Here is a 23,680-nt window from a genome sequence, read left to right on the forward strand (position 1 = left end):
AAGAAGAAGGGGAGATGAAATTATATGATTGAGAGGGAATAGAGATTCTTCCTTCATCAGAATGACAAAAATTATTTATCTTTGCAACTCACAAACTCCAAAACAAAAGCAATGTAGGATACAATTTCTTTCAGATTTTAATAAAGTGACGACCTTTTTGGTTGTCGATGTCTAACTGTATTAAGAAAGAAATCATGCTTTTTCTACACAATATATCTTTTGGGTTTCCTGCGGGGAATCTACTTTTTAATTCTATCAACTTAACGATAAAAACTCACACAAAATTGGCATTGGTGGGAAGTAATGGCACGGGAAAATCTACGTTGCTGAAAATCATCGCGAACGAAATTGAACCTTTAGAAGGTAATGTCAGTATTCAAGGGAATATTTTCTATGTTCCGCAGATGTTCGGGAATTTTAATCATCTAACGGTGGCGGAATGCTTAAAAATCGACAAAAAATTAAATGCACTTCAAAAAATTACGAATGGGGAAGTGGATCAAATCTATTTTGAAGTTTTAAATGATGATTGGGATATTGAAGAACGCTGTAAGGCTGCTTTACAACACTGGAAGCTTGAAAATTTAGATTTAAATCAAACATTGGAAAGCCTGAGTGGCGGACAAAAAACAAAGGTTTTTCTTGCCGGAATCCAGATTAACCAGCCTGAAATTATTTTGCTCGATGAACCAACCAATCATCTCGATTTGGAAGGACGGAATTTGTTGTATGATTTTATTGAAAAAACAAATTCAACCGTCGTAATTGTGAGTCATGACCGTGCTTTGCTGAATTTGGTTGATACAATTTTTGAATTGAGCAATCAGGGAATTTCAACCTACGGCGGAAATTATGATTTTTATGCCGAACAAAAAGAAATCGAAAATGAAGCGTTGCAAAACGATATTCATTCCAAAGAACGAGCGCTGAAAAAGGCAAAAGAAAAGGAACGGGAAACGTTGGAACGGAAGCAAAAACTCGATGCAAGAGGAAAAGGAAAGCAGGAAAAATCAGGCGTTGCGAGAATTATGATGAATACGTTGCGGAATAATGCCGAGAAAAATTCGTCAAAACTGAAAAGTATTCATGCCGAGAAAATCAATGATATTTCCGGTGACTTACGGGATTTGCGCTCGTCTGTGAGAAATGCGGATCAGATGAAAGTGAATTTTAATGATTCAAATCTGCATTTCGGTAAAATTTTGATTTCGGCGACGGAAATTAATTTTAAATATGATGAAGAAAACCTTTGGAAAGAAAACCTCAACCTTGAAATCCGCAGTGGTGACAGAATTTGTATTAAAGGCTCAAACGGCTCGGGAAAAACAACGTTGATCAAGCTGTTGTTGGGAGATTTACAACCTTCTGTCGGAAATATTTCGAGATCGGATTTTCAGACGATTTATATTGATCAGGAGTATTCTTTGATTGATAAAGAGGCAACAGTTTATGATTTTGCCCAACAATTCAACAATAATACGTTGCAGGAATCGGAAGTGAAAACCTTATTGTCAAGATTTTTATTCGGAAAAGGAAGCTGGGACAAAAAATGCGATGTTTTAAGTGGCGGAGAGCGTCTGCGACTCCTTCTGTGCGGACTTTCAATCAGCAATAAAGCTCCCGATATGATTATTCTTGATGAACCAACGAATAATTTAGATCTTCAAAATGTGGAAATTCTGACGAATTCTATTAAGGATTATCATGGAACTTTGGTGGTGATTTCGCATGATGGGGTGTTTTTGGAGGAGATTGGGGTGAGGAGTGAGGTTTTGTTGGGATAATTTGAAGAGCAAACCTAACAGGTTTTTAAAACCTGTTAGGTTTATATTTTTATTCATCTAATCTTGTTAAAATATCCATTTGCTGATGAAGAATTCTGATGATTTCAATTTCTCCATTTTCTTTATTTCATGAGTCAGCAGAATGTTTTTGATGTAGATTTTTCAGAAATTCTTTACGGTCAAAATTTTCAGCAAAACCGGATTTTTCTCCTTTTTTTAATTCATTGATTAATTCTGTTTTTTTGGATTCTTCATATTCAAACATTCTTAAAGCTGTTCTAACAACCTCACTTGCAGAAGAATATTTTCCAGATTTAATTTGCTGATTTATAAAATTATCAAAATAATCGCCTAATAATATGGATGTGTTTTTTGCCATTAGATTTAATTTTAAATCAAAGGTACCAATTCTTGGTATTGCTTCAAAATGAATTAATTGAAACTTAATGAACCGACAAATAATTTAGATCTTCAAAAAACGTGGAAATTCTCACGAATTCTATTGAGGGCTATCATGGAACTTTGGTAGTGATTTCGCATGATGAGGAGCTTTTGAGGGAGATTGGGGTTGATGATGGTAATTTATTATAATTTTTTTAGGTTTGATTTTTAATGAACCAAAAAAAATTACTTTAAATCTAAGTATCCAAAATACTCATGTGATGGAATATTTAAATCTATAAAATTAAAATCAGGTTTTTGTCCTTCTTCTTGAAGAAGATTATAGATTTTGATACTTTCTGTGTCAGAAGATAAATAATAAGTAATATTTTTTTCTACATCCGCTTGTGAAAATAATTTTGAGTCGTTCGGAATTATATTTCTCTCAGCAAGTTTTAGTTTTCCTTTTTTTGTAAAAACAAGTTTGGCTATTTCTCCTGTTTTGGTAGCATGATTTAAATTAAATGGAAGAATTGCCAAATTTCTCAAAGGGAGTTCTGTTATTGAACCTCCCACACAATATTCAGCAATTGAAATTGTTGAAACATACATTTTAATTTCTTTACTTAAAAAGTATTTATAATATTCTAAGGCATTTTTGAATAATGGATCACCATCATTTAAAAATCTGATAAAGAAACTTGTATCTAGTAAAACTCCATTAACTTTCATAGCTTCCTCTTATTTGTCTTAACCATTCATCTGGATTAATATTTGAAAGCCAAGATTGTTTTGCTTTATCTCTTAATTTTTTCAAATAATTTTCATCAAAAATGGGATTGTAATCAATTAGCTCAATGAATTCTAAATTTGTAAAATCAATTTCACCATTTTCGGAATGTTGGTTTCCTTTGGCTCTTATTCCTAGAGATTTATATAGAATATTCTCCTCTTGCTGTTCTAGGAATGAAATTGGAGTTTGGATCCTAACTGTTCCATATTCATCAGTTAATAAATGAATGTTAGCTTTATCTTTACCTCCAGCATTAGTGATTTTTCCATAAAAATAAAACTCTGCTTCAGCCCAAATTGCTTCAGTTCTTTTGAAATCAGAAAATTTATCAATTCGAATATTATTAGAGCCTTCAAGTGATGTGGTAATATCAAGTGCGAAATCCTTTTTCTTTGCTAAATCTTGAAGATTTTCAATGGCTTTAGCGGTTGTTAAATCAAGATAATCAATTGTATTAGTTTGGGAAATTAAACCAAGTATAGCATTAAAGCTAACTATATATTGTATTCCAGTTTTAAATATATTTCTAACAGAACCTTCTTGAATGTCATAAGAAATTAAAGGTCTATTTTTTTTGTCTCCTGAATATAGCAAATCATCAACATTATTTAATATAGAAACTATTTCCTTGATATCAAAATTATCAGGATTTATGTCTACGTTTCCAATTTTTCCAGAAACTTTTATTTCTATTTGACCATTTCTTTCCACAAAACAAAAGTAAACAAATTTTTATTGCAAAAAATTATGCGACGTGACTTTATTATTTAAAACTAAATATTTTAATACTTCCAATCACATGATTCCCACCCACCCAAAAATAAATTCCACCACAAATTTGCCCACCCAATTTTTTAAAAGTAATTTTGCATGAATCTAAAAACAAAAGTAAAATATGTCAACTTACGTAGTTGTAGGTCTTCAGTACGGAGATGAAGGTAAAGGAAAAATCACGGATGTTTTATCGGCTAAATCGGATTATGTTGTTCGTTTCCAAGGGGGAGACAACGCTGGTCACACGGTTTATGTGGGTGAAGAGAAATTTGTTTTACACCTTCTTCCTTCAGGAGTTCTACAGTGCAAAGGGAAGTGTATCATTGCGAATGGAGTAGTGGTAAATCCTAAATCTTTTATTAGAGAAGTAGGTCAGATTGAAAGTAAAGGACTTAGAACTGACCATATTTTTATCAGCAGAAGAGCGCATGTGATCATGCCTTACCACATTCTTTTGGATACCTACCGCGAGGAAGAACATGGAGGAACGCAGATCGGAACGACGAAAAAAGGAATCGGGCCGTGCTATGAAGATAAGATCGCAAGAATCGGTATCAGAATGGTAGACCTTCTGAATCCTGAAATTTTAAGAGACAAAATTGAGAAAAACGTAAAGGTTAAAAACTCTCTTTTCGAAAAATATTACGGAAAACCGACATTAGACGTTGAAGAAATTTACAACGAATTTTTAGAAATCGGAAAACAGCTTCAAGACAGAATCGTTGATACGGAACTGGAACTGAACGAAGCTATCAGAGACGGCAAAAACGTTTTATTCGAAGGAGCTCAGGCATTGATGCTTGATATCGACTTCGGAACATATCCATACGTAACTTCATCTTCGCCGTCAACAGGAGGAGTTTGTACAGGAGCAGGAGTTCCGCCAACATCCCTTCAAAACCTGATCGGTGTTGCAAAAGCATACTGCACAAGAGTAGGAAACGGACCTTTCCCAACTGAATTAGACAACGAATTGGGTGAGAAAATCAGACAAATCGGTGGTGAGTTCGGAGCTACAACAGGTAGACCAAGAAGAACAGGCTGGCTAGACCTAGTTTCTTTAAAGCATGCTTGTATGATCAACGGTATCAATAACTTAGTGATTACAAAACTAGATGTTCTTACAGGAATTGGAACCTTAAAAATTGCTACTCATTATAAAACCGAAGACGGAAAAATCATCGATTATTTCACTTCTTCAACTACAAAATTATATGATTACGAAGCTATTTACGAAGAGCTTCCGGGTTGGACAGAAGACATCACGAAAGCCAGAAGCTACGATGAACTTCCGGACAACGCTCAGAAATACATCGAATTTATCGAGAAGTATCTGGGAATCAATGTTTACTTAGTTTCCGTAGGACCGGAAAGAAGTCAGAACATCATCAGAAAAGAATTATTCTAAGGAATTTTTAAATAAATAAAAAGAGACCGTCAATTTGATGGTCTCTTTTTTTATTCAGGAGCTATTTCCCGCTTTCCGCACTCGCTATTTTCGGGTTTTTTGGGCGGCGGCTTTGCCGCCGCCCAAAAAAACCGAAAATGAGCTCAAACAAATGCTGCAATCGGGGCTAGGGTCGCGGGACTGGTAGCTTCGAGAGCCTCAGCTACCAAACGCTGTCAGTCGTTTTTTTCAAAGTTTAGCGCTCTGTTTGTCATCCTGAAAGGATCTCGACAACATCATAAAACTTAGTATAGATCCTTTCAGGATGACACTCAAAGTGAATAGTTAATAATAAAAGAAGCTTGAAAATAAATTCCCACAGATCTCACAAAAAAATAAACATAAACATCTGTGTACTCCTTGAAATCTGTGGGAAATAATAAAAACGCAAAGGGAACTTTAAAATCAATGCGTTAAAATCATTGGTTATTAGTTTTTAGAATATTTAGCATAAGCTTTCGCCAGCTTTTCATCATATTTATTCAGCTTATAGCCTCCACCGTTATAACCTTTCGCAAAATTGGCCCAGCTTTTATTTCGTAAATGTGTTAAAAGTCCGTTTTTCTCAAGGAATTTTCCGAACGCTCTCAAATGTTCCCCTTCGTTCATTTCCATTTTTGTTACAAAATCCGTGACATCCGTGTATCCAAGCGGCTTTGCATGGAATCCCATAATCTGGAAGCTGCCCCATGAAGCAGAAGACAACGCCGCATCTTTGAACTTCGGATCAACGCCCAATTTCATAGCTTCATTCAATCGGTCGTATTCTTTTACGCCGCCCTGGTAATAGATTTTCGTCCATTTCGGGTAAAGAACGTCTTTGCAGGTTGCATTGTATAATTTATTTGGGTCAATTCCTCTTTTCTTTAATTCGTTCCAGAAAATATGTCCTTCAAACAAGATTTTCGGTTTATTATTAATTAAAAATCCTTTTCCGCTGCTTTCGATTTCATTTACGGCTTTTACGGCTGCCAATTCCAAAGAATATTGGTCTGCAAAGCTGATGAGGTCACTTTCTTTTAAGAATTTATCGGTTGTATTTACGGGAGCCGGAGCTGAATTTTTTTGGAGTAAAACGGTCCATGTTTTCATCCCGACAATTCCGTCGACAACTAGAGAGTTTTTTCTCTGAAAATCTTTCACGGCTGCATCAACTTCCAGGGAAAAAGAATCTGAAATTTTGATGTTGTATCCTTGTTTGTAAAGAAGCTCACAAAGTGTAGTGACTTCCGGTGATTTGGTGTAGTATTTTAAAAGTTTCATGATGGTTAGTTTTTATTATTTATTTAAATTTAAATGTGATTAATTTAGTTTAATCAAAAGAAGATTGAAATTGAATGGTCATTTTGCGTGAGATCCTTCGACTTCGCTCAGGATAACACCGGCAAATGACGCTGTTCAATTATTAACGGATAGTATTAGTGATGTCATCCTGAGCGAGGTCGAAGGATCTAATAATTACGTTTAATAAAGCTTTTGTATCTTTTGTTGTTAAAAATATTAATTAACTGGTATTTTCGGCATTCTCTCACAAATCATCCCAATCAAAAAGAACGATTTGAATTTCACTTCCTCCCGTTGAAGCTTGTACTCCAAATTCAGGGGATTGGTATTGACGACGCTGAAATTTTGGTTCAAAACAGCGTAATCATCCACTCTCAGCTCAATGCTGTATTCTCCCACCGGAACCATCTGGCTGATCATCCCGATTTCGTTGGTTTCTATCTCGAAAATCCTGCTGTTATTCGTTCCTTTGATGGAAATAGAGCATTTGTAAACAGGATCGTTATTTATTTTATCAAACACCTTAAATTGTACATTGGCCGCCGTTGGTGTCTGAACAGGAACCCTGATCGGAACAAAAATCCCGGGTATTTTTATAGGTCCTGTTACCACTGGAGTTACTGGTTTTATGGGTGTTGGTTGAGGCCGGACAGGTGTTGCCACGTATGGAGTAGGCATTACAGGTCTTAAGTTTCTTATTCCTCCCATAACATTCATGTTCATTTTATGGTTAAAAACCACTGGATTCGCTTTTGGAGTTTCTACCGTTGGTTGAGCGGCAGGTTTTTCCGCAAAATCAGCTTTTATGCTTTCTATGGGTGCGGTTTTTTTAGTTAAGGAATTTAATTGATCAGATTTAATGGTTCTGACATTCGTTACTGCTTTCAGGAACTTTTGGTTATTGGTTTTGTTAACGAAAAGCTGCTGTTTCATAATCAGCGGACCGAAATAAATCAGCTGATTCGGGTTATTCACCGTATCATTTGTGATGGACGGATCCAGAATGATTTTTAAATTTTTAACGAGCATCATCGTTTTGGTGATGGCGGGTAATTTAAAATCCGTGGAAATCGTCTGTCCGTCGGAGATTTTTTTAGGCTCATTCCATTCAAAAAGTTGGGAAAGCATGAAGTTTTTATTAAACCAGTTTCTTTTTAAATGAACAAATGAATAATCAAATTCTACCGCCAGAATCACGCTTTCATCATAATCAATGGAAAGGATTTCCGCAGGCAGATTTTCATTAGAACCTTTTGCTTCGGTGTGTAAGCTTTCCAGTTCGGATTTTTCCATTCTCATATTATTCCAGCCCGATTCGTTTTCCATGAAATCGTAAGGAATAAAATTAATATCATGAATGGAAGAATTGCTGATGACATCCGTCTTTTCGGCGGCTTCAAAAGTATTTTTCGCATTTTGAGCCATGGCCAGATACAAATCTGCATCAGAGTTTTTGTTAATTCTTGCCAGTTCTTTTTCAATTATATCTTTATTTCCCTTCACTTTCCATTCGGAAAAAGCGAGAGCTTTGAGATTATTGAGGGTAATCAATCGGTCATTCCAGTTGTTTTTTTCGTCATCAGTATCCAATGCGTCAAATAATTCCAGGTGTGTTGCAATGTTGTTAACGGTATTATCATGGGCTATCTGATATTTTTTATACGCTTTAAGCTCTTTGGTATCGGCACCTTTTGCATCAAATAAAACCGTGCTCTGACTGGCAACTACTTTATCTAAATTTTCCTCCAGACTTTTTAAGCTGTTCTTTTCCAGGATATCTCTGTAAATATCAAACAACGCATTATTTGGATTCAGATCCCAAAAATTCGGGGAAATAGGAACGGAGTTGAGTTCATACGCCACGTTTTGTTTTTTGATGATGGAAAGTGCTTTTTTCTGGTCATCATTCAGCAGGCTTTGAGGTTTTAATAATTCCAATTCCTCATTTTCATACACTCTCAGGGAAGGGCAGATCATCGGTAGATCATTCTCCATCGAACTTTGAGACATATAAATATTTCTCAATTTCTGGTAAACGGCAACAAAATATTTCATGGCTGTTAGTTTTTTTGGTTATTAGGTGTAGTTGCAGGTTGTTAGTTTTAGTTCTTAATGATAATTTTCTTGATGATTTTTAAACTAAGTTTTTTTTGCTGAGTGAATGCCCTTGCGAACGAAAATCAACAGTAAGTTTTAAAAAAAATCTTTGCTTTCTTTGCGTTAAAAAATTAAAATCAACAATCAACAAATTTTAGAAATAACCGACAGAAAAAATTATCTGCCGGTCATCCCCTGATTATGAAGAATATTATGATTTTCCGTCTGTCCAGTTTTTGATATCCGGATTTGGGTTTGGAGATTTTGGTACAACATGACATTTGTAGCCAATGATGTACACTCCGTCCGACTGAAGTTTTTTACCGCTCCATTTTGCGTTGCTTTGAGAATTTTGGTTTTCATAATTGTGGCTTCCACCAAATACGAAAGGTCCGATTCCCACCGCTGCTCCGCTGCTGATTTTTGTGCTTGCTGCTTTGTATGCGGTGCTGTTTTCACTGAAATCAAGCATTACATCTCTCGCAATGATCAGTTCTGTAACAATCATCGGCATTAATCCTTTTCCTTTACCGTCACTGATGATGTCTCCGTTTAATGCCTGAGGTGAAGTTTCATGTAATTTCCAATATTTGGATTCTACAAATTCCTGGCTGAACCATCCTCTTTCTACTCTTACTTTTCCTAATTTAAATGAAATTTTAAGATTGCTGAAGTCTGTATTCATCGCTGTCCTTGAAGTGCTTCCGCTGTTTCTTGCACCGATACTGAATAATCCCATGCTGAATCCTGCACCCGCGCTCCAGTTATGGATTGATTTAGAATAATCGCTATGTGCGCTTCCTTCATACATTGAAATGGTAGGCCATTTTTTAGACTCTTTCAATGCGCTGGCAGAAATTGGAATAGAGGGTGAATAGTTGATATAATCAATAACTCTTGTTCTCTGGCTGTTTCTGAACTCCGATTGAAGACGTTTTTTGATGACAAGCATGTGTTTCTCTTCAATTTCACTCAGGTAATTCTGAATTCTTTCAACGGCTTCTTTGTAACCTAAAGACTGCCATGCTTTTAAAGCTGCATCTTCTCTTTTCTTCATGTTTTTACCATCGATAGAAATAGTTGCCATTGCATCAGGATCACCGTTATCTGCATCGATTCTGATAGAGTTGTTGGTATCTACAATATCATAGTACTTCATTTGATACTCAATATATTTAGAATACATCGGAGCCACGAAAGTCTGGTGAAGTTCCGGTTTGTTAAGGTCATCAACCGGTGCATTTTCATCAAAATCAGGATTTTTTACCACTTTCACTTTGAAAAGCTTGTTTCTTAATTTTTCAAGGTTTTTTTCAACCTTAGCATCCATCGGTGTATCTACTACAACAGACCATTGCATAAGATCTTCATATACTTTAGACACTCTTTTTGAAGAATCATTAAAAATAGTCATCATTCTACCGTTTCCACTTGGTGTAAGGGGTGGTAAATTGGAAGGAATAGCATCTACCATTGCAGAAAACTGCTCCATTTGAAGGTATTTACGGAATTTGCTTTCTTTCATTGCATTTTGAAATTCCTCCATATTGGTTTTAGGATTTCCGTTGGCATCCAGGATTGGTTTTCCCTGTCCGTCAAGCATTGGTTTTGGAGCCGGCGCGTTTCCGAATAATCCGTTTAATGCATAATCAAAAGTATCTTCCGTTAAATTAATCCCGATCGGGTCGAATGCGATAAAGTCATTAGGACCGATAGAATCCGGATCTCCACCGTTGGTTACAGAATCATAAACTTGTTTTAAAAGCATACTCATCAATGAGTTTGATCTTGCTTCTTGAGTTAATGTTGGCATAATTATAAGTTTTTAAATTTTTTCTTGCTTACTCTTTTCGGTTTTCAGCGTCCCCGATTTTGTATGGTACAAATATCTATCAGGTACACAAGAAATTACTCAGTGATTTTCCGATTTTGGGATGTGGTTTTTACGATATTTTAGTTTTTGTTGAATATTTTAAATTAATACGGAACTATTATTAGAAAATTAAAACCGTATAATGCTTATATATAGGAAGTTATTATTTTTAGCATAGTTAATTTTAAACATTATTATAAATATTTTTAAAATGTTAGAATTTTAACAATTTTTTGGCAAATCTTTTGATATTACAACAATACTTATCGATAAGAGCTATGAGAATAGCAATTCAAAATTTTAACAGTTTAAATATTTTTAGTGATGAAACATATACATCAAAATCAGGAATTTCGCTTCAACGAAGTTCTTTTTGAGCACCGTAACAAAGAATATGGCGCATACGTTCTAAGAAACGAATCAAATAAAATTTTAACCAAAGCACTTTTTGTGGGAGTAAGTTTACTGGCAGCAGTTTCTATGACCCCTTTACTTATTAATGCTTTTAAAAGTGATGCGCCAACAGAAGGGACAGGAGGTGTAATTATTGATCTTATAGATCCTGTAATACCACCGGATGTTGAAGTGATACCTCCCACTTCGGTTACTCCACCGAGAACCCCGGATGTAAAAACTTTTGATAGTTCAATACCAACACCGTCAAGGAATGCTCCGGATACTAATACTGAAGACATTCCGGATGATGCAGTGGCGGGTTTAACAAACAATTTTAAAGCAGATCCGGCTCCAACAAATACATATACACCTCCAACACAGAATATTGGAACAGGACCGGTAATCAATACAGCTCCACCAACACTTCCTGTTGAAAAAACAGATACTAATAAAATTGTTGATGGTAAAGATTTAGGTAAGGAAGCAAATTTCGGAGGAGGAATTGAATCATTCAGAAATAAAGTAATGAGCAATTTCGACGGTTCCGGTTTTGAATCTGATGATGTAATGAGAACTACAATCACTTTTATTGTGGAAATCGACGGAACAATTTCAGGAATTAAAGCTAATGGTACTGATGCAGATTTTAACAGTGAAGCCATCAGAACTGTAAAAGCAATTTCCGCAAAAGGAAAATGGATTCCGGGGAAAAATAAAAAAGGAGAATCCGTGAGAAGTTACTTCAAATTTCCAATATCCATGAAGTTTGAATAATTAATATAAAGCAAATCTTGAACAGTTATCCACAAAGAATTTTTTTTGTGGATAATTTTTTTTATGCTTAAAATGCTTATTAACAATATTTTAACTCTATTTTCGTTTTATCCATTCATTTAGAGCAAGGAAAAATGTGTATTTTTGAGGCTTAAAGTTCGAATAATGGCAAAAATCATAGGTATCGCTAATCAGAAAGGAGGCGTTGGAAAAACAACTACCGCTGTTAACTTAGCCGCAGCATTAGGGGTATTGGAAAAGAAAATATTAATCATTGATGCTGATCCTCAGGCTAATGCAACTTCCGGTTTAGGAGTTGAAGATGTTCAGTATTCCACATACAATCTATTGGAGCACAGTGTTGATACAAAAAGCTGTATTAAAAAAACAGCTACCCCGAATTTGGATATCGTTCCTTCTCACATCGACTTAGTTGCGGCGGAAATCGAACTGGTAGACAAAGAAGACCGGGAGTACATGCTGAAAAAGGCATTACAAAGTGTAAGAGATGATTATGACTATATTATCATCGACTGCGCGCCGAGTTTAGGTCTGATCACGGTAAATGCGCTTACCGCTGCAGATTCTGTGATTATCCCCATTCAATGTGAGTATTTTGCATTGGAAGGTCTTGGAAAATTATTGAATACCATTAAAAACGTTCAGAAAATTCATAATAAAGATTTAGACATCGAAGGTTTGCTTCTTACCATGTACGACAGCAGATTAAGATTGTCCAATCAAGTAGTAGAAGAGGTGAATGCACACTTCCCGGAAATGGTTTTTGAAACCATTATCAGCAGAAACGTAAGATTAAGTGAAGCACCAAGTTTCGGAGAAAGTATTTTAAATTACGATGCCGAAAGCAAAGGAGCGATCCAATATATTCAGTTGGCGGAAGAAGTTCTGTTGAACAACGAAAAATTAGTAAAAAATTAAAAAGGCTTAAAGCCATAAGCTTAAAGCTTAAAGTATACTATGAAGGACAAAAAAAGAGCGATGGGGCGTGGTTTGGGTGCAATTTTAAGTGCGGAATCCAAAGCAACGATCAATTCTGCCACTGATGAAGGAGCAGATAAGTTTGTAGGGAATATCGTAGAAATTGCGATAGAAGATATTTATCCCAACCCAACCCAGCCAAGAACTTATTTTGACGAAAAAGCATTAAACGAGCTTGCTCAATCCATCAAAAACTTAGGGGTAATTCAACCGGTTACTTTAAGGAAAGATGGAGAAAAGTTCGAAATCATATCCGGGGAAAGACGTTACAGGGCAAGTAAAATTGCAGGACTGGAGTCTATTCCGGCATATATCCGTTTGGTAAATGACCAGGAGCTTCTTGAGATGGCTCTTGTAGAAAATATCCAAAGGGAAGATCTTGACGCGATCGAAATTGCCTTAACTTATCAAAGATTAATGGACGAAATCGGTCTTACGCAGGAAAATCTGAGCCAGAGAGTAGGAAAGGATAGAAGTACAATCACCAACTCGATCAGATTGTTGAGGTTAAGTCCTGATATTCAGAATGCTATCAGAAGCGGTGAGATTTCTGCGGGACACGGAAGAGCGATCATCAGTCTTGAAAATGAAGAATATCAGCAGACTTTATTTGATTTAATTATCAAAGAAAAACTGAATGTCCGTCAGGCTGAACAGGCTGCAACAGCGTTGAAAAACCCGAAATCACCGGCCGCAAAAAAAGCAAAAGCAGAGCTTTCCAATAATTATAAGAGGGCTCAGAAAGCGATTGCCGATATATTAGATGTAAAAGTGGAGATTAAAACCTCCGGAAACGGTAAAAAAGGTAAAATTGTCCTTGACTTCAAAAATGAAGACGAACTGGAATATATTTTATCTCATATTAAATAAATGAAGAAAATATTTTTCACATTTTTCCTGTGCCTGTCTGCGATTATCTATTCGCAGGTAAATCCCAATGATACGATCCGGGTAGAAAACCATCCGAAAGACAGCGTATCGGTGGAGAAAAACAATACCAAGACTGCAGCTAAAGTTGTTACAGATCTTGAAAAAGCAAACGGGCCAACAAGGAAAACACTAAAACTTAATCCTACAAGAGCGGGGTTATATTCTGCTGTATTGCCCGGATTAGGACAATATTACAACAAAAAATACTGGAAAATCCCGATCGTTTGGGGAGCAGTAGGAGCCGGAGTTGGTATTGCAGTCTGGAATGACAATCAGTATAGGAAATACCGTGAATACTACATCGCCAAGCTCAACGGGACTCCCAATGAGTTTGTCGACAGCCACCCATGGCTGGATAAAGTAGCTCTCGGAAACGCGCAGGACAGATCAAAAAGACAAAGAGATTATGCGATTGCGATCTCTGGGTTAATTTATATTTTAAATATTGTAGATGCCGTTGTAGATGCACATTTGTATGAAGCCCGTCACGATCCGGATCTTACATTCAATCCTGCGGTCATTCAGGATCAATATGGAATTACCCCTCCAAAAACAGGTGTAAGTTTAAGTTATAGATTTTAAAATAATTAATAGATAAACTGTTTTGGTTAATCTCTTGCTGAGTGAAACGCCTTCGAACGAAAAATATACAGAAAATTTTAAATAAAACTTTGCGCCATTTGCGTTAAAAATAGGACAAATATGAAAATAGCATTAGTTGGATACGGTAAAATGGGTAAAATCATCGATGAAATTGCCACCAAAAGAGGTCACGAAATCGTTGCCCGTCTAAAAGAAACCCCAACTGCTGAAAACCTTAATAATCCGGATGTAGTCATTGAATTTTCCTTACCGGAAGTTGCTTTTGACAACATTAAAACCTGTCTTGAAAATAAAATTCCTGTAATCTGCGGAACAACAGGATGGCTGGAGAAAAAACCTGCAATTGAAAAACTGGCTGTTGATAATGAAACAGCTTTCTTATATGGCTCAAACTTTAGTTTAGGCGTAAATTTATTCTTTGCTTTAAACGAAAAATTAGCTGATTTGATGAAAAATGTGGATGGATATTCTTGTCAACTTGAAGAAATCCATCACGTTCACAAAAAAGATGCGCCGAGTGGAACCGCGATTTCCATTGCGGAAGGAATCTTTAAGCACAACCCAAAATTTGATGCATGGAAATTGGAAGAAACCCAGGGAAATCAGTTGGGTATTTTTGCTATCCGTGAAGATGAGGTTCCCGGAACACACAGCGTTTTCTACAGAAGCGAGGTGGATGAAATTGAAATCAAGCATACGGCTTTCAACAGAAACGGTTTTGCACTGGGAGCTGTAGTGGCCGCTGAATGGATTAAAGATAAAAAAGGAAATTTCGCGATGAAGGATGTTTTGGGACTTTAATTTGTAACAAATTTCCTACATTGCAAACTAATAAAATGAATGGTGAACCGTCAATCGTGAATTTGCGATCATTTATCAATTATCATTCATCAATTATATTATAGATTAGGTACAAAAAATTATGAATTATTTTTTAACTTATACAGTTTATGTTCTCATTTTATCTGTATTGATGGGACTTTCCACTTGGAAGCTGTTCAAGAAACTGGGGTATAATCCGCTCTTTGCATTTATCCCTTTTTATAATTATTTCATTATTCTGAAAGAAACAAAACACCCGAAATGGTGGGCTGTCTTATCATATTTGCCGATTGTTGGCCCGATTATGATGACTGTTTTTCATATTTATTTAATGAAAAAATTCGGGAAAAGTGCGCTTCTTACTGCAATTCTTCCGTTCATTTATATGGCAACAGTGAATTATGGAAAAGAGGTAGAGTTAGAAGATGAAAACGATTTGTTCCTTACAGACGAAGAAAAAAATGCAAAAAAGAAAGATTCTTTCTTAGGATCTGTGACTTTTGCGGTAGTATTTGCAACCATTATCCACGTTTTTATAACGCAGCCTTTCGGGATTCCTACGGGGTCTATGGAAAGAACGTTATTGGTGGGTGACTTCCTTTTTGTAAACAAATGGAGCTATGGATACAGACTTCCGATGCGTCCTGTGGCAATACCTTTCTTACAGGGAACTATTTTCGATTCCGGTGAAAAAGGAAACCCGAAAGATGATCCGAAATCGTATGTTGACGGGGTAAAATTACCTTATGAAAGAATTTTACAGTTCAATAAACCTCAGAAGAATGATGTAGTTGTTTTCAACTATCCTCAGGATTCCGTGCATACAGCGATCGACAGAAAAGATCCTTATGTAAAAAGATGTGTTGCCGTTGCTGGTGATACTTTTGAAATGAGAGTCGGAAGACTTTTTGTAAACGGAAAACCGGAAATGGTTTTGGGAGATCAGGAAGTTCAGCATGCTTATACGGTAAACACGGGAACTCAATTGGATATTCCGGGGTTGTACAATACTTACGGATTCTTACCTGTGAGAGAGATGCAGGATGACAAAGGTTTTGTATATATGTTTCAAGGTCTTACTGACAAAACAGCGAAAGAAATTAAAGCTTTACCGAATGTCATTGGTATGGAAGAAAGTATTTTTCCTAAAGATTCAGCTACGGTTTCCTATAAATTAAATGCTGATAAAACAGCTTATACAAAAAGTATTGATACCACTCAATCCATTTTCCCAATCAACAAACCGTGGAATCAGGATTGGTACGGCCCGCTTAAAATTCCTAAAAAAGGTGATGTTGTTACCATTAATCAGGAAACATTACCGGAATATCAGTGGATTATTTCTAAATATGAACACAACAAATTAGAAAACAAAAACGGAAAAATTTTCATCAACGGAAAAGAAACCAATCAATATACTATCCAACAGGATTATTACATGATGGTGGGAGATAACAGAGATGCGTCTTTGGATGCAAGATTCTTTGGCTTCGTTCCTGAAGAGAATATCGTTGGAAAGCCGATGTTTACCTGGATGAGTATTCAGGGGGCTTTCAAAGATGCAAGCTCTTCTTATCAAGCGCCTTGGAAAATCCGTTGGGATAGAATGTTTAAAGCAACAAATACAGGTGAAGCTAACAAAACTTCATATTGGTGGATTGCAGCAATGATTCTGATCTTGTTTTTTGGATGGGAATATTTCATGAAATTATTCGGAAAGAAAAAAACAGAAGACGATTTATAATCACTTTGTCAAAGTTTAAATCTTGACAAAGCTTTAAAATAAATTCTGTTGACAAAAGCAAAAAATAAATAGAAAATAAAATGAAGTATTTGAAAAAATGCTTCATTTTTGCATTATGAATATGAAGAATGTATTATTACCGGTATTTTATCTACCGCCAATTTCTTGGTTTTCAGTGTTTTTAGATCCTGAAAATGAAATTGTTTTTGAGCAGTTCGAAAGTTTTCCGAAGCAGACTTATAGAAACAGAGCCAATATTTATGGGGCCAATGGAAAATTGTCATTAATTATTCCCATTCATCACAATGGTAAAAGAGAAATGAAAGATATTGAGATTTCTCACCGCGAAGATTGGCGAAACCTTCATTGGAAATCAATCAAAACGGCTTATCAAAGTTCTCCTTATTTCGAGTTTTATGAAGATAAATTCAGGAAAATATTTGATTTAAAAGAAAAATATTTATTGGATTTTAATGTTAAAGGGCTGGAAATTATTCAGCAGATCCTTAAAACAGAAAAGGCACACTCTTTGAATGAAGAATATATCAAAATTCCGGAAGAAATTAATTTTAGAGAAAAATTTTCTGCAAAACTTCCTTCAGAATTTGAAATGGAAGAATATTATCAAACATTCTCTGATAAATTAGGTTTTTTAAAAGATTTATCAATTTTAGACCTGATTTGTAACAAAGGACCGGAATCTATGACTTATATTAAAAATATAAAACAATCATATTAACATTGAATCGTCTGGAACCAATTTTTTAAGCTAAATTCTGAAAATTGATGATCCTATGACTTTTTAAATAAAATTATCTATACATATGAAAAAGGTATTATTAGCTGCTGTTTTTTTAGCGGGATTCAGTTTTTCTTACGCACAGGAAGCGAAGGCAGGTGTTGATCCGAAAGAAGATAAAGATCTTATGACCTGGTATCATAAAGACTTCGGTACTTCAAAAGTATATGGTGTAAATACTGAAAACGCATATAAATTTTTAGAATCTAAAGGTCTTAAGCCAAAAACTGTTGTAGTAGGAGTTTTAGACAGCGGAGTTCAGGTAGATCACCCGGGTTTGGTAAACAATCTTTGGTCAAACCCTAATGAAGTTCCGAATAACGGAAAAGATGATGACGGAAACGGATATATCGACGATATTCACGGATGGAATTTCATTGGTGGAAAAAATGGAGATATCGACATTGATAATATGGAAGTAACTAGAGTTGTTGCTAAATACAAATCTGTTTTTGAAGGGGACGACTCTGCTAAAAATAAAGCAAATCAGGCTAAAATGCCCGAGGAATTTGCAATGTACATGAAAGCTAAGGATATTTTCAGCAAGAAAAGTATTGAGGCAAAACAGAGCTTCCAGACATATACAATGATTAACGATGCCATTCCTGCAATGGTAAAATTGTTGAATGGAAAAGCTCTTACTCCTGAAACTGTTGCAGCAATAAAGCCTGCTGACCAAAAAGATGCAATGGTTGCTAATATTTTGGCTCAGGTTTCTCAAAGCCCTGAATTTCAGGGAAAATCGGCTGCTGAATTTGAGAAGGCAATGAAAGGTCAGATGAAAGAAGCGTTGGATTATTTCGGTCCTCAGGAAAAACAATATAATTTGGATTATGATCCGAGAAAAGAAATCGTAGGAGATAATTATGATGATTATTCTGAAAAATCTTACGGAAATAACCACTATGAAGGTCCTGATGCAGAGCACGGAACTCACGTAGCTGGTATCATTGCAGGTCTTCCGAATGGAAAAGCAATCCAGTACGGTGTTGCTTCTAAAGTAGCAAAAATCATGACCGTAAGAACGGTTCCTAACGGTGATGAGAGAGATAAAGATGTTGCCAATGCCATCAGATATGCGGTTGATAACGGAGCTAAAATTTTAAATATGAGCTTTGGTAAGCCTGTTTCTCCTGGTAAAAATGTAGTTTGGGATGCCTTCAAATATGCTCAGGATAAAGGAGTTCTTTTGGTAAAAGCTGCTGGTAATGAAAATGAAGATGTTGCAGAACACCTGGCTTATCCTACCAACTTTAAAAATGTAACTGATGAAGCACCATTTGTAAACAACGTTTTGGTGGTTGGTGCAAGTACCAATAAAAATGATGCGTTGAGAGCAAGCTTCTCCAATTATAATAAGAAAATGGTAAACGTTTTCGCTCCGGGTGAAGAAATTTACTCTACAGTTCCTCACAATGAATACAAATATTTACAGGGAACATCAATGGCTTCTCCGGTTGTAGCAGGTGCTGCTGCGGTTTTATTAGCTTATATGCCAAATTTAAAACCAAATCAAATCATTGAATCTTTAGTAAAAACCAGCAATCTGAGTACAACAAATCAGTTTGGTGATTACTCACAGGCTGGAGGTGTAATTGATTTGAAAAAGGCTGCTGAGTACGCTTATACAAATTTTTACAACGGAAAATCAGGTGCAGTAAAAAAGGCTGAAAAATCCGTAAAAAAGACTGTTAAAAAATAGCATATCCTCCTGTTTTTAAGACAGAACCATATAAAGTCCGAAATTTTCGGACTTTTTTTATTTTTATTTTTCATTTTTGGCACGGTTTTTTGTAACTTTAATTTAACAAAATAATAAACAACAAAATGAAAAAGTTACTACTTGCAGGGATGTTGGGAACATCACTTTTTGCAGTGTCTTGTTCCGCCGTTAATAACGCTAAAACAGCCCAAAACCAAAGATCAGAATTCCTTAAAATGAAAGGAGACTGGCAGATCGTAAGTATCGATTACGATAAGAAATTTAAAATTAAACCTTTCGATGACGGGGTGGATGCACAATGTTTTGTAGGAAGCCATTGGAGATTAATTCCGAATAACTGGACCGGAGCTTATACTTTAAATGGAGGAGGAGCATGCGGAGCAGGATATTCACAGCCGATTAAAATTGATGTTATAAGTGGAAATACTTTTAATTTCAAGAAAATTGCTGACGGTACAAAAGCAAAACAAAATACAGCAGGATATACCTTAACGCTGACAAACCAAACTACAGATCAGTTTTCGCTGGAGCAAAATATTCCTTTTGACGGAGAAAATGTAAGAGTTGTTTACAACTTTGAAAGAGCTGGAATGAAATAATTTAAACTCAAATAATTAAAAAAGATGAAATTTACAAAAACATATATCGGAGCTCTTTTCTTATCATCAGCTCTATTGCTTACAAGCTGTGAAGCTGTACAGAATTCTAACCACCAGCAAAGAGGTACTGCAGTAGGTGTTGCATCCGGAGCGGTAATTGGTGGTATCTTGGGAAATAACGTAGGAAAAGGTAAAAATGCAGCGTTAGGTGCAGTTTTAGGAGGTATTATCGGTGGTGTTGCTGGTAACGTGATTGGTAATAAAATGGACAAGCAAGCCAGAGAGATCCAACAAACTTTACCTGGTGCTCAAGTGGAAAGAGTAGGAGACGGTATCAAAATTACGTTGAACGAAAGTATCGTAAACTTTGATTTTAACTCATCAGCTCTTACAAGTACAGCTAAAACAAACCTTGATAAACTAGGTCAGGTTCTTATTAATAATCCAGACACAAATATCAATATTTATGGTCACACGGATAGTAAAGGAACGGATGCTTACAACCAAACACTTTCAGAGCAAAGAGCCAATTCTGTAAAAGCATATTTATCTGGTAAAGGAATCGCTTCTTCAAGATTATTCGCTTTAGGTGAAGGAGAAAGCATGCCGGTTGCTACCAACGATACAGATGAAGGCAGAGCTAAAAACAGAAGAGTAGAATTTGCCATCACTGCAAATGAAAAAATGATTAATGAAGCTCAGCAACAAGGGCAATAATTAATTAACATATAAATATTTTCTTAAATAACCGCTATTGGCGGTTATTTTTGTATTTTTATCCGGATAATTTGAAATTCGTATTTTTGCATTTGAAACCAAATAAATGAAGAAATATTTTAAACTGCTCCGAGTAGAGCAATGGGTGAAAAACCTTTTTGTATTTGTTCCTCTATTTTTTTCAGGTAATATTACAAACCTGGACCTGCTTACCAAAAGTATTTTTGCCTTCATTATTTTCTCGCTGGCAGCGAGTGTTGTTTACATTTTAAATGATTACAACGATATTGAGGCAGATAAACAGCATCCCGAAAAAAGAAGAAGACCTTTGGCCAGCGGAGCCATTTCAAAATCTCAGGCAATAGGTATTTTTATTGGACTTATTGCGGCAGATATTGCGTTGGTATTTTTTGCTCAAGCCTATTTTCACGAGCAGTTATGGAAGTTTGCGACCATCGTAGGATTTTATTTTGTGATGAATCTGGGCTATACATTCAAGCTGAAACATGTACCCATTATTGATATTTCTATCATTGCAATAGGATTCGTCCTCAGAGTTCTGGCCGGCGGTTATATTACCGGGATCAATATTTCTCAATGGGCAATCTTGCTGACTTTTGTTTTAGCATTGGTTTTGGCGATTGGGAAAAGAAGAGGAGAATTAATCAACGCTCAGGTTTCAGGGAAAACAAGACGTGCTTTAGACGGCTACAATGTGCAGTTTGCAGATATTGCCCTTTCCATTTCCGTAACATTAGCCATTGTATGTTACTTAATGTTTACGCTGTCGCCGGAAGTTCAGGAAAGATTTCATGAAAGAGTTTTTTATACCGTAATCTTCGTTGTATTCGCTTTTTTAAGATATTTACAACAGACTTTGGTGTACAATAGGACAGAATCCCCAACGAAAATAGTTTATAGGGACAGGTACATCCAACTCACATTGTTATTGTGGGTCGCTGCATTTTTAATCCAAATTTACTTTAAAAAATGAAGCCGAATTTTATACAGAAAGTCACAAACTGGGGCAATTTTCCCATAGTGGAAAAGGAAATTAAGTCTGAAGACAGCTTCAACAAAATAAAAGAATTTGTACTCAGCAATAATGAAGTAATCGCAAGAGGAAACGGAAGATGCTATGGAGATGCTTCATTGGGTGAACATATATTTTCAACAAAAAAATTAAATAAATTCATCAACTTCGACCGTTTAAACGGAATTATAGAATGCGAATCAGGAGTTTTGCTTTCCGAAGTTTTGGAAATCTCTGTTCCGCAGGGATATTTTCTGTATGTAACTCCGGGAACGAAGTTCGTTTCTGTAGGAGGAGCCATCGCATCGGATGTTCACGGTAAAAACCACCACGCAGAAGGTTGCTTTTCGGAATATGTGATTGAATTTAAATTAATGAATGAAAACGGTGAAATTATCACCTGTTCAAGAGAAGAAAATGCAGGTAAATTCTGGGCAACCATCGGTGGAATGGGACTTACGGGAATCATTCTTACTGCAAAATTTAAGCTTAAAAATATAGAATCCTCATACATTCGTCAGGAAAGCATTAAAGCAGAAAATCTTGATGAAATTTTCAGATTATTTGAAGAAAGCGAAAGTTGGACATACACTGTTGCCTGGATCGACTGTCTTCAGAAAGGAAAAAATATAGGAAGAAGTATTTTAATGAGAGGGGAACATGCTTTTCAACATGAGCTTCCTCAAAATTTAAAAGACAAACCTTTAAGATTAAAGAAAAAATTCGAACCGACGGTTCCGTTTTATTTTCCGGGATTTGTTTTGAATGCTTTAACGGTGAAGATTTTTAATTTACTGTATTTTAATAAACAGACGAAAAAAGAAGTTAAGAATTTCATTGATTACGAAACATTTTTCTATCCGCTGGACGCTATTCATGAATGGAATAGGATTTATGGAAAATCAGGCTTCATTCAATATCAGATGGTAATTCCAAAAGAAACAGGAAAAGAGGGGATGAAAAAAATCCTTGAAACTATCGCAAACAGCGGAAATGGTTCGTTCTTAGCAGTTTTAAAATTGTTTGGGAAAAATAATCCGGAAGCCTACAACTCATTTCCTGTGGAAGGATATACTTTGGCTTTAGACTTTAAAGTGAATTCAAAACTGAAAAAACTGGTTGAGCAGCTGGACAGCATTGTTCAGGAATACGGCGGCAGGATTTACCTCACGAAAGACAGTATGAGCAGATCTTCTCTTACCAATTATCTTAAAAACACCCAGAGTTCAAAATTTGTGTCTTTGCAGCACAAAAGAATCTTAAATAATATTTAGCACAAATGATCATTTTAGGAAGTACATCGGAAGTAGCACAAGCTTTTGTGGAAAAAGCATTACAGGAAGGGGAAAAATTTGAGAAAATCTATCTTTTTACCTCAAATAAAGAAACTACCGAAAGATTTGCAAGACATATTGATGTAAAGTTTCTTCAGCAGGCCGAAGTTGTCGAGCTTGATCTGATGAAAGAAATTGATTACACACAATTTGACAATATCAATTCAAACTTATTATTTTGTGCAACAGGTTATTTGGGTGAAGGCACGGAAGAAGGCTTGTACGACAACAAAAATACGGAACGGATTATTGATATCAACTACTCAAAATTGGTTCCGGTAATGAACTATTTTGCCCAAAAATTTGAAAGCAGAAGATCAGGGACAATCATCGGGCTTTCATCTGTGGCGGGAGATCGCGGAAGACAGAGTAACTTTATTTACGGGAGTGCAAAAGCGGCTTTTACAGCTTATTTAAGTGGTTTAAGAAATTATCTTTTCGATAAAAAAGTTCATGTTCTAACGGTGAAGCCGGGTTTCATGGCAACGAAGATGACGGAAGGATTACCATTAAATCCAAAATTAACAGCAACTCCGAAACAGGCGGCAGATTGTATTTTTAAAGCTTACAAAAAGCAGAAAAATGTGGTGTATGTCTTACCGATATGGGGAATTATCATGATGATTATCAGAAACATTCCTGAGTTTATATTTAAAAAATTAAAACTTTAGAATATTTTTTTTAATTTAATATTTTAAATGTAATGATCGCTAAGTTTCTTGAATAAATTGAAAATATTTCCCGATCGCAAAGGCGTTTCACTCAGCAATAAAC

21 protein-coding genes are annotated in these 23,680 nt (G+C 35.7%); 15 read left to right on the top strand and 6 right to left on the bottom strand.

Going from position 1 to position 23,680, the window contains the following annotated elements; translation table 11 throughout:
* Positions 1 to 194 precede the first annotated feature (194 nt).
* Positions 195 to 1,784 carry a ribosomal protection-like ABC-F family protein gene (gene abc-f, locus ATE47_RS02620; RefSeq protein ID WP_062163420.1) on the top strand — a complete coding sequence of 530 codons (1,590 nt, stop codon included), beginning with the start codon at positions 195 to 197 and terminating at the stop codon, positions 1,782 to 1,784.
* Between the two features lie 127 nt (positions 1,785 to 1,911).
* Here the strand turns inward: abc-f and ATE47_RS02625 are convergent, their stop codons facing one another.
* From ATE47_RS02625 to ATE47_RS02635, 3 genes are all read right to left on the bottom strand, one after another.
* A complete protein-coding gene (locus ATE47_RS02625) occupies positions 1,912 to 2,163 on the bottom strand; it encodes a type II toxin-antitoxin system ParD family antitoxin (protein ID WP_062160497.1) in 252 nt (83 codons plus the stop codon).
* A 248-nt stretch (positions 2,164 to 2,411) separates the two neighbouring features.
* Positions 2,412 to 2,897: a hypothetical protein gene (locus ATE47_RS02630; RefSeq protein ID WP_062160498.1), complete on the bottom strand. Its 486-nt coding sequence runs from the start codon at positions 2,895 to 2,897 to the stop codon at positions 2,412 to 2,414.
* Positions 2,887 to 3,669: a hypothetical protein gene (locus tag ATE47_RS02635; protein WP_062160499.1), complete on the bottom strand. Its 783-nt coding sequence runs from the start codon at positions 3,667 to 3,669 to the stop codon at positions 2,887 to 2,889. Before ATE47_RS02635 ends, ATE47_RS02630 begins: the two co-directional genes overlap by 11 nt.
* A 184-nt stretch (positions 3,670 to 3,853) precedes the next feature.
* Here ATE47_RS02635 and ATE47_RS02640 point away from each other — a divergent pair, with 184 nt between their 5' ends.
* On the top strand, positions 3,854 to 5,140 hold the full coding sequence (locus tag ATE47_RS02640; RefSeq protein WP_062160500.1) for an adenylosuccinate synthase: 1,287 nt from the start codon (positions 3,854 to 3,856) through the stop codon (positions 5,138 to 5,140).
* Between the two features lie 468 nt (positions 5,141 to 5,608).
* On the opposite strand, the gene ATE47_RS02645 is transcribed toward ATE47_RS02640, so the two are convergent.
* The 3 genes from ATE47_RS02645 to ATE47_RS02655 all read right to left on the bottom strand — a co-directional run bounded on the left by ATE47_RS02645 (position 5,609) and on the right by ATE47_RS02655 (position 10,373).
* Positions 5,609 to 6,442 (bottom strand): N-acetylmuramidase domain-containing protein, encoded by an 834-nt coding sequence (locus ATE47_RS02645; protein WP_062160501.1) that lies wholly within the window; start codon positions 6,440 to 6,442, stop codon positions 5,609 to 5,611.
* Positions 6,443 to 6,679: 237 nt separating this feature from the next.
* Positions 6,680 to 8,518 carry a hypothetical protein gene (locus tag ATE47_RS02650; RefSeq protein ID WP_062160502.1) on the bottom strand — a complete coding sequence of 613 codons (1,839 nt, stop codon included), beginning with the start codon at positions 8,516 to 8,518 and terminating at the stop codon, positions 6,680 to 6,682.
* Positions 8,519 to 8,771: 253 nt separating this feature from the next.
* A complete protein-coding gene (locus ATE47_RS02655) occupies positions 8,772 to 10,373 on the bottom strand; it encodes a hypothetical protein (protein ID WP_062160503.1) in 1,602 nt (533 codons plus the stop codon).
* 384 nt (positions 10,374 to 10,757) lie between these two features.
* On the opposite strand from ATE47_RS02655, the gene ATE47_RS02660 reads away from it, so the two are divergent.
* The 13 genes from ATE47_RS02660 (at position 10,758) to ATE47_RS02720 (ending at position 23,577) form a co-directional block, all read left to right on the top strand.
* Positions 10,758 to 11,603 carry a hypothetical protein gene (locus ATE47_RS02660; protein WP_062160504.1) on the top strand — a complete coding sequence of 282 codons (846 nt, stop codon included), beginning with the start codon at positions 10,758 to 10,760 and terminating at the stop codon, positions 11,601 to 11,603.
* A gap of 165 nt (positions 11,604 to 11,768) precedes the next feature.
* The gene (locus ATE47_RS02665) at positions 11,769 to 12,542 is read left to right on the top strand and encodes a ParA family protein (protein ID WP_062160505.1); all 774 of its coding nucleotides are present in this window, start codon (positions 11,769 to 11,771) and stop codon (positions 12,540 to 12,542) included.
* A 39-nt stretch (positions 12,543 to 12,581) separates the two neighbouring features.
* Positions 12,582 to 13,472: a ParB/RepB/Spo0J family partition protein gene (locus ATE47_RS02670; protein WP_062160506.1), complete on the top strand. Its 891-nt coding sequence runs from the start codon at positions 12,582 to 12,584 to the stop codon at positions 13,470 to 13,472.
* Complete coding sequence (locus tag ATE47_RS02675) at positions 13,473 to 14,114, top strand: DUF5683 domain-containing protein (protein WP_062160507.1); 642 nt, start codon at positions 13,473 to 13,475, stop codon at positions 14,112 to 14,114.
* A gap of 120 nt (positions 14,115 to 14,234) precedes the next feature.
* Positions 14,235 to 14,936: a 4-hydroxy-tetrahydrodipicolinate reductase gene (dapB, locus tag ATE47_RS02680; protein WP_062160508.1), complete on the top strand. Its 702-nt coding sequence runs from the start codon at positions 14,235 to 14,237 to the stop codon at positions 14,934 to 14,936.
* 121 nt (positions 14,937 to 15,057) lie between these two features.
* Positions 15,058 to 16,701, top strand: coding sequence for a signal peptidase I (gene lepB / locus ATE47_RS02685; protein ID WP_062160509.1), 1,644 nt, complete (start codon positions 15,058 to 15,060; stop codon positions 16,699 to 16,701).
* 115 nt (positions 16,702 to 16,816) lie between these two features.
* On the top strand, positions 16,817 to 17,440 hold the full coding sequence (locus ATE47_RS02690; protein ID WP_442857088.1) for a WbqC family protein: 624 nt from the start codon (positions 16,817 to 16,819) through the stop codon (positions 17,438 to 17,440).
* 85 nt (positions 17,441 to 17,525) lie between these two features.
* Positions 17,526 to 19,202, top strand: coding sequence for a S8 family serine peptidase (locus ATE47_RS02695; RefSeq protein WP_062160510.1), 1,677 nt, complete (start codon positions 17,526 to 17,528; stop codon positions 19,200 to 19,202).
* A gap of 125 nt (positions 19,203 to 19,327) precedes the next feature.
* A complete protein-coding gene (locus ATE47_RS02700) occupies positions 19,328 to 19,822 on the top strand; it encodes a hypothetical protein (RefSeq protein ID WP_062160511.1) in 495 nt (164 codons plus the stop codon).
* A gap of 24 nt (positions 19,823 to 19,846) precedes the next feature.
* Positions 19,847 to 20,539, top strand: a complete 693-nt coding sequence (locus ATE47_RS02705; RefSeq protein WP_062160512.1) for an OmpA family protein — start codon at positions 19,847 to 19,849, stop codon at positions 20,537 to 20,539.
* Between the two features lie 106 nt (positions 20,540 to 20,645).
* On the top strand, positions 20,646 to 21,533 hold the full coding sequence (locus ATE47_RS02710) for a decaprenyl-phosphate phosphoribosyltransferase (RefSeq protein ID WP_062160513.1): 888 nt from the start codon (positions 20,646 to 20,648) through the stop codon (positions 21,531 to 21,533).
* Positions 21,530 to 22,846 carry an FAD-binding oxidoreductase gene (locus tag ATE47_RS02715; protein ID WP_062160514.1) on the top strand — a complete coding sequence of 439 codons (1,317 nt, stop codon included), beginning with the start codon at positions 21,530 to 21,532 and terminating at the stop codon, positions 22,844 to 22,846. Before ATE47_RS02710 ends, ATE47_RS02715 begins: the two co-directional genes overlap by 4 nt.
* 5 nt (positions 22,847 to 22,851) lie before the next feature.
* Complete coding sequence (locus tag ATE47_RS02720; RefSeq protein WP_062160515.1) at positions 22,852 to 23,577, top strand: SDR family NAD(P)-dependent oxidoreductase; 726 nt, start codon at positions 22,852 to 22,854, stop codon at positions 23,575 to 23,577.
* Positions 23,578 to 23,680: the final 103 nt, after the last annotated feature.

The sequence above is a fragment of the Chryseobacterium sp. IHB B 17019 genome, assembly GCF_001456155.1.
Taxonomy (GTDB): domain Bacteria; phylum Bacteroidota; class Bacteroidia; order Flavobacteriales; family Weeksellaceae; genus Chryseobacterium.

What these genes read in the sequence shown, in the direction of transcription:
- ATE47_RS02645 (WP_062160501.1), bottom strand. Translation starts at nt 6,442, where the DNA reads ATGAAACTTTTAAAATACTACACCAAATCACCGGAAGTCACTACACTT.
- ATE47_RS02715 (WP_062160514.1), top strand. Translation starts at nt 21,530, where the DNA reads ATGAAGCCGAATTTTATACAGAAAGTCACAAACTGGGGCAATTTTCCC.
- ATE47_RS02650 (WP_062160502.1), bottom strand. Translation starts at nt 8,518, where the DNA reads ATGAAATATTTTGTTGCCGTTTACCAGAAATTGAGAAATATTTATATG.
- ATE47_RS02630 (WP_062160498.1), bottom strand. Translation starts at nt 2,897, where the DNA reads ATGAAAGTTAATGGAGTTTTACTAGATACAAGTTTCTTTATCAGATTT.
- ATE47_RS02700 (WP_062160511.1), top strand. Translation starts at nt 19,328, where the DNA reads ATGAAAAAGTTACTACTTGCAGGGATGTTGGGAACATCACTTTTTGCA.
- dapB (WP_062160508.1), top strand. Translation starts at nt 14,235, where the DNA reads ATGAAAATAGCATTAGTTGGATACGGTAAAATGGGTAAAATCATCGAT.
- ATE47_RS02675 (WP_062160507.1), top strand. Translation starts at nt 13,473, where the DNA reads ATGAAGAAAATATTTTTCACATTTTTCCTGTGCCTGTCTGCGATTATC.
- ATE47_RS02710 (WP_062160513.1), top strand. Translation starts at nt 20,646, where the DNA reads ATGAAGAAATATTTTAAACTGCTCCGAGTAGAGCAATGGGTGAAAAAC.
- ATE47_RS02655 (WP_062160503.1), bottom strand. Translation starts at nt 10,373, where the DNA reads ATGCCAACATTAACTCAAGAAGCAAGATCAAACTCATTGATGAGTATG.
- lepB (WP_062160509.1), top strand. Translation starts at nt 15,058, where the DNA reads ATGAATTATTTTTTAACTTATACAGTTTATGTTCTCATTTTATCTGTA.
- ATE47_RS02670 (WP_062160506.1), top strand. Translation starts at nt 12,582, where the DNA reads ATGAAGGACAAAAAAAGAGCGATGGGGCGTGGTTTGGGTGCAATTTTA.
- ATE47_RS02625 (WP_062160497.1), bottom strand. Translation starts at nt 2,163, where the DNA reads ATGGCAAAAAACACATCCATATTATTAGGCGATTATTTTGATAATTTT.
- ATE47_RS02640 (WP_062160500.1), top strand. Translation starts at nt 3,854, where the DNA reads ATGTCAACTTACGTAGTTGTAGGTCTTCAGTACGGAGATGAAGGTAAA.
- ATE47_RS02665 (WP_062160505.1), top strand. Translation starts at nt 11,769, where the DNA reads ATGGCAAAAATCATAGGTATCGCTAATCAGAAAGGAGGCGTTGGAAAA.
- abc-f (WP_062163420.1), top strand. Translation starts at nt 195, where the DNA reads ATGCTTTTTCTACACAATATATCTTTTGGGTTTCCTGCGGGGAATCTA.
- ATE47_RS02720 (WP_062160515.1), top strand. Translation starts at nt 22,852, where the DNA reads ATGATCATTTTAGGAAGTACATCGGAAGTAGCACAAGCTTTTGTGGAA.
- ATE47_RS02660 (WP_062160504.1), top strand. Translation starts at nt 10,758, where the DNA reads ATGAAACATATACATCAAAATCAGGAATTTCGCTTCAACGAAGTTCTT.
- ATE47_RS02690 (WP_442857088.1), top strand. Translation starts at nt 16,817, where the DNA reads ATGAATATGAAGAATGTATTATTACCGGTATTTTATCTACCGCCAATT.
- ATE47_RS02705 (WP_062160512.1), top strand. Translation starts at nt 19,847, where the DNA reads ATGAAATTTACAAAAACATATATCGGAGCTCTTTTCTTATCATCAGCT.
- ATE47_RS02695 (WP_062160510.1), top strand. Translation starts at nt 17,526, where the DNA reads ATGAAAAAGGTATTATTAGCTGCTGTTTTTTTAGCGGGATTCAGTTTT.